The following is an 11,436-nucleotide window of genomic DNA, read 5'->3' on the forward strand; positions in this document are numbered from 1 at the left end:
AGCGACGAGGAACTCGGCCGAAAGAGCCTTTCCCGCCGGCCTCGGCCCGGCAATCGGCCTGGTCGGGTGGTTACGCCAGGTGAACGGGCTCGCCGATGCGCATCGTGAACGCGCTGCGCTCCGGTCTGGTCGGGGTCGATGTGACCTGTGAGGGTGATGGCCGTCCTGGTCGCGGAGTCGCCGCGGGAGCGGGGCGGACTGGACCCAGCCGCTGCACGTCCCCCTCCCGGGTCCGACGGACGCGTGCTGCGCCTGGCGGATCCGCTGCACCTCGCACACTGCCTCGGAAGGCTGAACCGGATCCGTGCTCCGGGAAGGCACCCGCCCGCCGCTGACCGAAGCTACCGGGGCTCCCCCGGTCTCGCCGGAGGAGGCTCAGTCGAGGCAGAACTCGTTGCCCTCGATGTCCTGCATCAGGATGCACGACTCGTTGTCGTCGTCGGCGAGCAGCGTTCGCACGTGTACCGCGCCGAGCGCGACCAGGCGTGCGCATTCGGCCTCCAGCGTGGCGAGGCGCTCTTCGCCCACGAGTCCGGTGCCGGCCCGCACATCGAGATGCACCCGATTCTTGACGATCTTCCCTTCGGGGACGCGCTGGAAGAGCAGGCGCGGGCCCACACCCGAAGGATCACTGCATGCGAAGTAGACGACCTGATCCTCAGGCGGCAGCGAGCGGTGGTGGTCCTCCCACGAGGCGAACCCCTCCGGGACCGGCGGTACGACGTATCCCAGCACCTCGCACCAGAATCCGGCGAGACGCGCGGGTTCTGCGCAGTCGAAGGTGACTTGGAACTGCTTGATCGATGACATCGGCGCACCATAGCAGGGGGGCTCCGGCCCTCATCTCCTGGCATGGATCCGAATGTTGCCGGGGGGACGGCCCTCATCGGCCGCTGCCGTGCGGCCGCGGGGAGCAAGCGACGTCGACGCCTCCAGGGCCCGCCAGCGTCCCGAGCCGGTGGTCGATGCGTCGCCGTCAGCCGTCGCCGTCCGCCGTGCCGGCGCGCAGGTCGAGGGTCCAGTTCTGGCCGACGAGGTCGTGGCCGTAGCTGTGGTGGCGCTCCTCGTCGGCGAGGGTGAAGCCGAAGCTCTGGTAGATCCTGCGCGCCGCCGCCAGCATGTCGACGGTCCACAGCGTCACCTGCTCGTAGCCCGCCTGGCGGGCGAACGCGAGGCACTCCCCGACCAGGCGAGTCCCCAGGCGTAGGCCCCTGCCCTCCGGGGTGACGAGCAGGACGCGCAGCTTGGCCGTCTTCGGCTGGTCGCCCGCGACGAGGAAGACGCAGCCCACGCGCCGGCCGTCGACTTCGGCGATCCAGCCCGCCTCGCGGGCCGGGTCGTGCCGGGTGCCGTAGTCGGCGACGATGGTGGCGACCAGGGCCTCGAAGTCCGTGTTCCAGCCGAACTGCTGGTCGTATGTCTCGCCGTGGGCCATCACCACCCATCCCAGATCGCCGGGGCGGTCGGCGCGGCGTACGGCGACTTGCTTCTGATCCTGCTGCGGCATGAGCTGCCCTCCTGGCCCCGTGGGTCGTTCCTTCCCCGTCACTGAAACGATTGTTTCAGTTAGGCTAGCCGTATGTCCCAGGAAGCGCCAACCCCCTCCGCCCGGCAGAACGAGCTGCTGGAGGCGGCCTACCAGTACGTCCTCACCCACGGCCTAACCGACCTGTCCCTGCGCCCGCTGGCCCAGGCCATCGGCTCCAGCCCGCGGGTCCTGCTCTTCCTCTTCGAGAGCAAGGACGGTCTGCTGCGGGCGCTGCTGGCGCGCGCCCGCAGCGACGAGGTGGCACTCCTGGACCGGGCCCGGCAGACCGACAGCCCCGCCGGACTGGCGCCGGCCGTCCAACGGATCTGGACGTGGCTCGCCGCGGAGGAGCACCGGCCGCTGCTGCGACTGTGGGCCGAGGCGTACGCGCGCTCCCTCGTCCAGCCCGACGGTGCCTGGGCCGGGTTCGCCCGCGCCACGGTGGCGGACTCGCTCGGCGTGCTGGCCGACTGCCAGCCGCCGTCCGAACGTGACAGCGAGTCCGGCGCCACCCGCCGCACGCTGGCCCTGGCCGTCCTGCGCGGCGCCCTGCTCGACCTCCTCGCCACGGACGACGAGGAGCGGCTCACCCTTGCCGTCGCGCACCAGCTCGCCCTGTTGCGTGACGGCGGCGGGGGCGGCTGACGGCCCGGCTCACTCGGCACCGGTCTGGCACTCGTCCAGCCCCGGACCGTCCGGGTCACCCGCGAACGACTACCCCACCGGCTCCTCCCCGAGAAGCGCCAGCAGGGCTCGGGCATCGCGGATGCGGGGATGGGCCGGGTACAGATTCCGCTCGCAGTCCGCCAGCGCCCGGGCGGCCGCCTCCCGGGCCTCGCCGTTCCGGCCCTGTCCGTGCAGCGCCTCGGCGGTGACCAGGTCCAGCTGCCCGCTGTCCCCGCGGCACGGGAGCGGGGCGAACCGCCGCGCCTCGGCGAGCGCCTCCGCGTACCGGCCCTGCCCGGTGAGGCAGCGCACCAGGGTGGCGTGGAGGGAGGAGAGGGCGGCCTCCTTCGCTCGGGGCAGGTTTCCGCGGGCGACGGCCTCGGCCTCCTCGTGGCGGCCCTGGCCGCACAGGGCGGCTGCCAGGTGGGCCAGCGCGTTGATCTCGACGGTGCCGAGCGAGGTGAGCCGGGACACCCGGACCGCTCCGCGCAGTACGTCGAGTGCCTCGTCCTCCGCCTCCCGGTGGCGCTCCTGTCCGATCAGGGCCAGGGTGCGGTGGTTGCGGACGATCAGCCGCAAGAGCTCGGTCTCGGTGTCGACCGGTTCCACTTCGGCGATGAGCGCCTCCAGTTCGGGCAGCACCTCCGCACCCCGGCCGTGTACGACGGCCACGCCGGTGGCCAGGGTGAGCGCCTGCCACCGCGGCAGGGGCCGCGTCCGGCGCCAGGGGCGCTGCGGGATCGCGGCGAGCGCGCGGGCCTCGGCCTCGACCTTCTCGTAGGCTCCGGCCCGGTACTCGCGGGCGAGGCGGGCGAAGGTCTTCTCGCGCTCACGCTCCCGTGGCGTCCATATGCTCTTCACGGACGGTGAGGGTACGCGAGCGGGAGCCTGTCGGTCTCGGGGCATCCCGGCCGTCCGCCGCGCACTGCCGGTGCCCTGTCCGCTCCTCGTCCTCGGCGCCTGGTGCGGGCTGGTGCGCCGCGGCTGCCACCGGCCGCGGAGGTCGCGGCCGGTGGCGCCCGGGTGCGGTGCGGCCGGCCGGGGCGCGACTGCCGCTCAGCCGAAGTACGCGTCGAAGTTCTTCTGGAACTCCCAGTTCGCGTAGCGGTCCCAGTTGATCGACCAGGTCATCAGTCCGCGCAGGCCCGGCCAGGTGCCGTGGGTGGCGTAGGTGCCGCAGTCGGTCTTCTTGGTGAGGCAGTTCAGGGTCTTGGTGACCTCGGCCGGGGAGACGTGGCCGTTGCCCGCGTTGGTGGAGGCCGGCATGCCGATCGCGACCTGGTCGGGGCGCAGCGGCGGGAAGACGTTGTTCCGGTCGCCGGCGACCGGGAAGCCGGTGAGCAGCATGTCGGTCATGGCGATGTGGAAGTCGGCGCCGCCCATGGAGTGGTACTGGTTGTCGAGGCCCATGATCGGGCCGGAGTTGTAGTCCTGGACGTGCAGCAGCGTCAGGTCGTCGCGCAGGGCGTGGATGACCGGGAGGTAGGCGCCGCAGCGGGGGTCCTGGCCGCCCCACTTGCCGGTGCCGTAGAACTGGTAGCCGTTCTGGACGAAGAAGGTCTCCGGGGCCATGGTCAGCACGAAGTCGTCGCCGTACTCGGCCTTCAGGGTCTTCAGAGCCGAGATCAGGTTGACGATCACGGGGGTCCTGGGGTTCTTGAAGTCGGTGTCGTCAGCGTCCAGCGACAGCGAGTGGCCCTCGAAGTCGATGTCGAGGCCGTCGAGACCGTACTCGTCGATGATCTTCGAGACGGACGAGACGAAGGTGTCGCGGGCGGCGGGCGTGGTCAGCCGGACCTGGCCGTTCTGGCCGCCGATGGAGATGAGCACCTTCTTGCCGGCCGCCTGCTTGGCCTTGATCGCCGCCTTGAACTCGGCGTCGCTCTCCACGTTCGGGCACTCGGTGACCGGGCAGCGCTCGAAGCGGATGTCGCCGGAGGTGACCGAGGTCGGTTCGCCGAAGGCCAGGTCGATGACGTCCCAGCTGTCGGGCACGTCGGCCATGCGTGTGTAGCCGGAACCGTTGGCGAAGCCGGCGTGGAGGTAGCCGACCAGCGCGTGGGGCGGGAGGTCGGAGGGGTCCCCGCCGCCCGGGCTCCCGGCGGTCGTCGCGGTGACCGTCGCCGACCGCGCGGACTCGCCCGCGTCGTTGACGGCGCTGACCTGGAAGGAGTACGCCGTCGAGGGGGTCAGGCCGGTCACGGTGGTGGAGGTTCCGGTGACCGTGCTGACCCTGGCGCCGTCGCGGTAGACGGCGTAGCCCGTGGCGCCCGGGACCGGTGACCAGGACAGGGCGACGCTGGAGGAGGTGACCGTGCCCGGGGCGAGGCCGGTCGGCGGCGCCGGGGGCTGGCCCGTCTCTCCCCCCGGGCCGGTCAGGGTGATGTCGTCGGCGTGGTAGGCGCCGGTGCCGTACCAGCCGTGGGTGTAGATCGTGACCTTGGTCGTGGAGGGGCCGGTGCGGAAGGTGGTCGTCAGGTGCTGCCAGTCGGGGGCGGTCTGGGCCCAGGTGGAGACGTCGGTGGTGCCGGTTCCGCTCGCGCCGAGGTGGACGTAGGTGCCGCGGACGTGGCCCGCCAGCGTGTAGGCGGAGTCGGGCTTCACGGTCACCGTCTGCGCACAGCGGGCGTTGTCCGCGCCGACCGGGGTGGCCTTCAGAGCGGCGGTGCCGCCGTGCACGGGTGAGGTGACGGTGGTGCCCGCCGTGCAGGTCCAGCCGTCGAGGCCGGATTCGAAGCCGCCGTTGCGCGCGAGGTCCGCGTCGGCCGCCCGGGCGGCCGACGAGAGCGCGGTCATGCCGGACGCGGCGAGTGCCGCCGCGGTGAGCAGCGTGACGAGGGGGCGACGGCCGAGAGGTCTGGAGCGTTCCACAAGTGCCTCCGGGCAGGGGGGAGATGGGGAGGAGGGGGCGCGCCCAACTTGGTCCAGACCAATTCGGTTGTCAACCCCTCGCGCGGCTCGGCACTCGCCCTTCCGCCCCGGAAGACGCGCCACCGCCTCGTACACCGCCGGCTCGAAGACCCCCGCCCAGGAGGACGGGAGCCTGTCACCACCCTCCGGCGTGCCGCTTGCCGGCCCGGCCGGGCGGGCTCACGGATCGCGCCGGCGGACGGCGACCACCGCGACGACCCCGGCGGCCGGCGGCCAGGCCGCGTACACGATCCAGGATCCGCTGACGGTTGCCGGCCAGCGGGCCGATGCGAAGGGGGCGTCCACCTGGACCACTCGTTCCCACGCGCCCCGGGGCAGCGCGTGGGGGTGCCGGACGACCACACAGCGCGGCTACTGACCGAACTCGAAGCCCGCGACCGGGCCCAACCCGTCATCACCGCCTACGAGATCGGCCCGGCATCGCCACCTCGGTGAACACCGAGCACCTGTCCCGACGCGATCCCGGTCATGGCATCGGCGGGCGATCACCCGTGGAGCGAGCGGGCTCCCGGGCTGTCTCCCGTGAAACGCTGACCCGCCGCGATCTCCTCGCCGACCACCGACCAGACCGTCTCGTCGTCCTGGAAGGGAAGCGGGTCGATGCTGCTCGTCTCCCGGCGGATGCGCTCGACATCGCGGTCCAGCCGCTCGAAGTCGGCTTCCTCGTCGCCGCCGTCGCCACTGAAGGTGAACTCCTCCAGCAGGCGCTGGAACCGGAGGGCGACCCGGAGGAGGGAGGAGACGTCCGCGTGGAGTCCCCGCACGGTCTCCTCGTCCGCGTCGAAGGCGTACACCGTGCCCGATCCCGGGTCGAGGGCGAGGTGGGCGTTGAGCAGCCAGCCGATGACAGGCCATGCGCTCGCGTCCTCGGAGGCGTCCTCGAAGTCCTCGACGTGGACGACATCCCGGACGAGGGGCAGCCGGCCGGAGTCCTCGTCGGGCACACGCAGCCGGAGCGTCCCGGTGGGGGCGCCGACGGTCTGCAGGAGGCGGGCGCCCTCGGTGTCCGCGGCGAAGGGCGGGAAGGCGGTGGCGGGCAGGGTCACGAGCCGGTCCTCGCCGAAGATGTCGACGAGCTCTCCGCGGGTGACGTCGAAAAGCACTGGCAGGTCTCCGAGCTCGGGGGCGGCACGGGCGCCGTGGGATTCCCGGTGGACGGTCACCACGGCAGCGCGTTGCGGATCGAGGCGCTTTCGGCGACCGCGATTTCGCCAGGACGCCGCTTCGATCGCAGCTTCCCACGTCCTCGTACCGGGCGTCGAACGAGAGGCGTTCGGCGCGCGGTCGACCGGCGGTGGCGGCGAGACTTCCGCGCGGGCCGGGTGGGGGAGAGACGACACCGAGCCGGCCGGGCGCGTCGCTCATGGCGATCGGGGAGAGCGGTGGCGTCACCCTGCCGGGCCGGCGTCCCGCCCTACACCGCCGCCGCGTCCCCGGCCGGCGTCGGCCGGGCGCTGCCGGCGGCCTGGTCCGGCTGCGCCGGCGGCACGGCCGGCAGGTGCCCGGCGGCCTCGGCCGCGGTGCAGGAGGAGGCGAAGGTGAACGCGTACGGGGACGGCCCGTGCGCCCGCAGGAACGTCAGCCGCTCCAGGGCTTCGCCGACGGTCGGGAGGTGACCGGCGGGGACCCACCAGAGCACCAGGTGCGACTCGACGTGCCGCGCGAACCAATCGCGGCGCCGGCGCATCACCTCCAGGTGCCCGGTGCGGTAGGTGAAGTCCCACAGAGCCTCCTGGGTCTCCCACACCGACAGGTTGACGATGACGTCTTCTCCTGCCGGACGCATGCCGGTGGCATCGGCCTCGCCGTCCTCCACGAGCCGCCACACGAAGCCGGGCGCGCCGTCGGCGGCGGCGTTGACCGGGTCGAGCATGTCGACGAACGGCGCCATGCGCGGGTCGTCGAGGGGGTAGCGGAGGGTGGCGACGTTGAGCTCGGCGAGGTGGGCGGCGTGCGCGGATGCGGTCATGACCTCATCTCAGCACGGCCCACTTTTCTATGTCAATGCTGGTTTGTTTTAGAATCCTCGACCACGACGCAGCACTCCCCCGGCCGTGCGTCCATGCGAGCGCGAACGGGACCGTCCGTACCGAGCAGCCCCTCCAGCAGCGCGAGATTCATGCCGCAGACGAGCGGCGGGAAGCGTTCGGCGACGGCATGGAAGGGGCAGTTGCGCATACGGACCACCCGAGCGGCCGTCCCGGCCGCCCCCTCGACACCTCCACCGTCCTGGCCCCCCTCGGCGTCTTCCCGATGCGGTTCGTAGCCGCGAGCCGCCAGCATCTCCATGGCTTCCTCGAGACCGCCGCAGGGCGCCGCCGAGCCGCGCAGGGCCTCGCCCCGGCGGCGAGCGGCCGCACACAGCCCGGCGTCCAGCCCGGCCTGCTCGGCGGCCTCGGCGAGCAGTTCGGCGGCGGTGCGGTAGTCGCGGGCGGGCAGCGACACCGACCGCTCGACCCGCACCCGCGTGTACACCTTGGCGGGACGGCCCGCCCCCGGCCCGGAGCGGCCGGTCAGACGGCGACTGCCGCTCTCCAGCAGCCCGGCATCGGTCAGCTTGTCCAGATGGTGCGCAGCCAGCGTGCGCGCCACCCCGACGGCCTCGGCGGCCTCGTTACGGCCGACCTCACGGCCCTGCGATGCCACGTACTCGTACAGACGGCGCCGCACCGGATCCTGCAACACCGCGATCGCGTTGATGTCCTCCACCAGGCCATTGTAGGAACAACGCGGATAGGAGATAGAAGCGGAGACCCGGCGCCGACCGGGGCGCCCCGAGGCGGAACCCGGCCGGTCGGCCGCACCGGACCCAGCCGGCCGAACCGCCCGGTCACCACACCGCGGTTGTGGTCGGGTAACCCGATCACAACGGACCGCAGGTCCTCACCAACGTCAGACTCCCCCGCCGCCCGCCCCGCGCGCAGAGGCTGTAGGACGCCGCGCTCGCCCGGTGTGCCCGCCGGATTCGAGCACCCGGCCGCCTTGGGACGGTATCGCCGTGGTCGGGGCGGTGCGGAGCCGCCGGCCGCCGCCATCGAGGAGGGACCGGGCCCGTCCTCGAGGAGCGGCATCCTGGCCGGCACCGCCTACCGTCCGCGGCCGGCCTGACGGCCCGGCCTCACTCGGTAGCAGTGCCGCCGTCGTCCGCCAACGGGTTTTCACCGATGCTCCACGGCCGGGCCCCATGAGCCGGCCTCACAGCGCCGGGGTGCTTCACCGTGCCGGACCGCGACGCGGCGGCGGCCAAGGCGACGCGACGCGACGGGGCGTCGGACTTCGGTCCGACGGACGCGCGGTTTCGGCGGCTTCGCCGTCCTCGGCGCCCCACGGGGCGCCGCCTCCGCCGTGACCGACACGTCGCGGTCCCGGGGCGGGATGGCGAAGATCACCGCCGCCTCCTGGGAGGTCCTTCCTGGGAGGTCGGGACCGGTGATGGTCGGCCCGGCCGGTCCCGGAGCGGGCCGGCCGGGCGCCCGGGCAGGGTGACGGTCACCACCAGCCCGCCGCCGTCGCGGGGGCGGGCTGCCACCTCCCCGCCGTGGGCGTGGGCGACGGAGCGAACGATGGACAGCCCGAGGCCGACGCCCTTGCCGGTCACCCGCGGGGCGCCGACCGCGCCCGTGCGGCCCTGCGGACCGGTGCCGAGGCGGCGGAACGGCTCGAACAGCGAGGGGATCTCATACGGCGGCACCACGGGCCCGGTATTGCTCACCTCGATCTCCGCGCGGCCGTCGCCCCGGGTACGGCTGACCACCCGGACCCAGCCGCCGGCGCCCGCTCCGCCGTCTCCACCGGTCGCGCCGGTCCTGTGGTCCTCGTCGGCGCCGGCGGTGTTGTGCCGGATGCCGTTCTCCACCAGGTTCTCCACCATGCGCTCCAGCAGCAGCGCGTCGCCGGCGCTGATCGCCTCGTCCGCCTCCTCGTGCACGGTGATCGCCGCCCGCTCGGCCTCGGCGGCCGTCTGCGCCACCACATGGCCGAGCACATCGGCCATGTCGACCGGGCGGCGTTCGGTCACCTCGTTCTCCGAGGTGGCCAGCAGCAGGAGACCGGTGATCAGCCGGTCGTGCCGGGTGTTGATCTGCAGCAGGCTCTCGCCCAGCTGTCTGACGTCCTCGGAGGCGGTCTTGCGGTGCATGGCCAACTCGACCAGAGCGCGCCCCAGGGTCAGCGGGGTACGCAGCTCGTGCGAGGCGTTGGCGACGAACCGGCGCTGTCCGTCGAAGGACCGGTCGAGCCGTTCCACCATGGTGTCGAAGGTGTCGGCCAGGTCCTTGACCTCGTCGTCCGGGCCGCTCAGCGAGATGCGTTCGTGCAGCCCCCGACCGGCGGCCGGGGCCGCGGCGATGCGGCGCGCGGTGTCGGTGACCCGGTGCAGCGGCGCGAGCACCCGGCCGGCGATGAGCCAGCCGAGACCGGCCGCGGCACCGCCCACCACGGTGAGGGCGATCCCGCCCTGGGTGATCAGCGATGCGGTGGCCGCGTCTCGCAGCCTGCCCTGCTGGTCCCGCATCCATTTCTCGGCCGCGGGCCCGGTGAGCACATCGCCGTCGCCGGTGCGGACGAACGCCTTGGGCGGCGGCGCGAGTGGAGGAGCGCCGCGCTCCGGCGACGGGTCGGTGGTGGCGGTGGAGCCGGACGGCGGAGCGTCGGGCCCGCGCTTGCCACCGAGGACGACCTTGGCGGTGCCCAAGCCGTGCACCTGCGCGCTGAACAGTGCGTAGGTGACGCCGAGCAGAACCACCCCGGCGACGAAGAACATGCCGCCGTAGATCAGGGTCAGCCGGGCCCGCAGGGTGACGCGGCGCGGCTTCGACGTCTCCCTCACCGGATGCGGTACCCCACTCCCGGGACGGTCTCGACCACCGGCGGGTCGCCGAGCTTGCGGCGCAGCTTGAGGACGGTGAGCCGGACGGCGCCGGTCAGGGGGTCCGCGTGCTCGTCCCATGCCTTCTCCAGCAGCTGCTCCGCGGAGACCGCGGCGCCGTCGGCGCGGAGCAGTTCGGCCAGTACGGCGAACTCCTTTCTCGCCAGCGGCACATAGCTCCCGTCCCGGAACACCTCCCGGCGCGCCGGGTCCAGGGTGATGCCGGCCCGGCGCAGCACCGGTGGCGCCGCGGGGCGGCACCGCCGGCCCAGCGCCAGGACCCGCGCGGCGAGTTCGGGGAAGGCGAACGGTTTGGTGAGGTAGTCGTCGGCGCCGAGGCCGAGCCCGGTGACCCGGTCGGTGACCTCCGCCGCCGCCGTCAGCATCAGCACCCGGGCGGAAGACCCGCGTTCGACCAGCTCCCGGCACACCTGGTCGCCGTGGACCACCGGCAGGTCGCGGTCCAGGACCACCACGTCGTAGTCGTTGACGCCGGCCCGCTCCGACGCCGCCGCCCCGTCGTAGGCGACGTCGACGGCATGGGCGTCCTGCCGCAGCCACTCCGCGATCGCGTCGGCGAGCATCGGCTCGTCCTCCACCACCAGCACCCGCATCCGTCCGCTTCCCTCCGCGCTCTCCGCCGATCGGCCGCGCGCAGCGTGCGTGTCCGCCGCGGCCGGGAGCCATGGTCGCGCAACGGCTGTTTCCTTTCCGTCAGTTCGCGGCACGGCAGCCGCGCGGGCAGCGCTGCGGAGCCGGGAAGGCATGAAGGCGGGGAGGGCGCCGGGTGGGGAAACGCTGAGGAAACGGCCCCTCGTCTTCCATCACACCTCGGGTCCGGCGCCGCGCGGGCGGCTGTCGGCCATGACCACGAGGAGATATCGGAATGCGGAGAAGGCCCACCCCCATGCGCGGCGTGCTCGCGGCGCTGCCGCTCGCCCTGGCGCTGGTGCTCACCGGATGCGGTGACTCGGACGACAGCGCTGACGTGGCCTCGGCCGGCGGCGACAAGGACGGCCGGCCCGGTTCCCGACCGTCGATGAGCATGCACGAGATGGGCGTGAAGTACGCCTCCTGCATGCGGAAGAACGGCGTCCCCATGGAGGATCCCGAGCCCGGCAAGGGCGTGCTGCTCCGGTCGGACCAGGCCGGGGTCGACAAGGCGACGCTGGACAAGGCCATGGAGGCGTGCCGCGAGTACCAGCCGCAGGCGCCCGGCGGCGGCGGGCCGAAGGACGGGGGGAAGATGCGCGAGTACGCCCAGTGCATGCGCGAGAACGGTGTGGAGAAGTTCCCCGACCCCGAGGGCGGCGGCATCCGGATCGACCGCGCCATCGGCGAGGACCCGGACTTCGATGCGGCCCAGGAGCAGTGCCAGGACACCATGGCGGCCGGCCAGGCGCCCTCGGAGGGCCGGTGATGACCGAGCCGTCCGCCGCCCCCG

General features: G+C 73.1%; 11 protein-coding genes. 2 read left to right on the forward strand and 9 right to left on the reverse strand.

The genetic code is table 11. The features are described 5' to 3' along the window. Positions 1-375: 375 nt before the first annotated feature. Together ACH4B3_RS26695 and ACH4B3_RS26700 are read right to left on the reverse strand one after the other, a co-directional pair. On the reverse strand, positions 376-810 hold the full coding sequence (locus tag ACH4B3_RS26695; protein ID WP_398466874.1) for a VOC family protein: 435 nt from the start codon (positions 808-810) through the stop codon (positions 376-378). Positions 811-976: 166 nt separating this feature from the next. After that, positions 977-1,507: a GNAT family N-acetyltransferase gene (locus ACH4B3_RS26700; RefSeq protein WP_398466876.1), complete on the reverse strand. Its 531-nt coding sequence runs from the start codon at positions 1,505-1,507 to the stop codon at positions 977-979. A 72-nt stretch (positions 1,508-1,579) separates the two neighbouring features. Between ACH4B3_RS26700 and ACH4B3_RS26705 the strand changes: the two genes are divergently transcribed. Beyond that, positions 1,580-2,173, forward strand: a complete 594-nt coding sequence (locus ACH4B3_RS26705; RefSeq protein WP_398466878.1) for a TetR/AcrR family transcriptional regulator — start codon at positions 1,580-1,582, stop codon at positions 2,171-2,173. 69 nt (positions 2,174-2,242) lie between these two features. Here ACH4B3_RS26705 and ACH4B3_RS26710 read toward each other — a convergent pair whose 3' ends face one another. The 7 genes from ACH4B3_RS26710 to ACH4B3_RS26740 all read right to left on the reverse strand — a co-directional run bounded on the left by ACH4B3_RS26710 (position 2,243) and on the right by ACH4B3_RS26740 (position 10,606). Next, positions 2,243-3,055 (reverse strand): tetratricopeptide repeat protein, encoded by an 813-nt coding sequence (locus tag ACH4B3_RS26710; RefSeq protein ID WP_398466880.1) that lies wholly within the window; start codon positions 3,053-3,055, stop codon positions 2,243-2,245. Between the two features lie 195 nt (positions 3,056-3,250). Beyond that, a complete protein-coding gene (locus tag ACH4B3_RS26715; RefSeq protein ID WP_398466882.1) occupies positions 3,251-5,065 on the reverse strand; it encodes a chitinase in 1,815 nt (604 codons plus the stop codon). Positions 5,066-5,610: 545 nt separating this feature from the next. Next, a complete protein-coding gene (locus ACH4B3_RS26720) occupies positions 5,611-6,228 on the reverse strand; it encodes an SUKH-4 family immunity protein (protein ID WP_398466884.1) in 618 nt (205 codons plus the stop codon). 311 nt (positions 6,229-6,539) lie between these two features. Further along, entirely contained in the window at positions 6,540-7,094 is a 555-nt protein-coding gene (locus ACH4B3_RS26725) for a DUF3291 domain-containing protein (protein WP_398466886.1), read from the reverse strand. Positions 7,095-7,126: 32 nt separating this feature from the next. Continuing rightward, complete coding sequence (locus ACH4B3_RS26730; RefSeq protein WP_398466888.1) at positions 7,127-7,834, reverse strand: helix-turn-helix transcriptional regulator; 708 nt, start codon at positions 7,832-7,834, stop codon at positions 7,127-7,129. A gap of 676 nt (positions 7,835-8,510) precedes the next feature. Beyond that, positions 8,511-9,953, reverse strand: coding sequence for a sensor histidine kinase (locus ACH4B3_RS26735; protein ID WP_398466890.1), 1,443 nt, complete (start codon positions 9,951-9,953; stop codon positions 8,511-8,513). Then, positions 9,950-10,606: a response regulator transcription factor gene (locus tag ACH4B3_RS26740; protein ID WP_398466892.1), complete on the reverse strand. Its 657-nt coding sequence runs from the start codon at positions 10,604-10,606 to the stop codon at positions 9,950-9,952. The genes ACH4B3_RS26735 and ACH4B3_RS26740 overlap by 4 nt, the downstream gene beginning before the upstream one ends. 272 nt (positions 10,607-10,878) lie before the next feature. Between ACH4B3_RS26740 and ACH4B3_RS26745 the strand changes: the two genes are divergently transcribed. Continuing rightward, positions 10,879-11,412, forward strand: coding sequence for a hypothetical protein (locus tag ACH4B3_RS26745; protein WP_398466893.1), 534 nt, complete (start codon positions 10,879-10,881; stop codon positions 11,410-11,412). Positions 11,413-11,436 lie beyond the last annotated feature (24 nt).

The organism is Streptomyces sp. NPDC018031 (genome assembly GCF_044327625.1).
Taxonomy (GTDB): Bacteria; Actinomycetota; Actinomycetes; order Streptomycetales; family Streptomycetaceae; genus Streptomyces.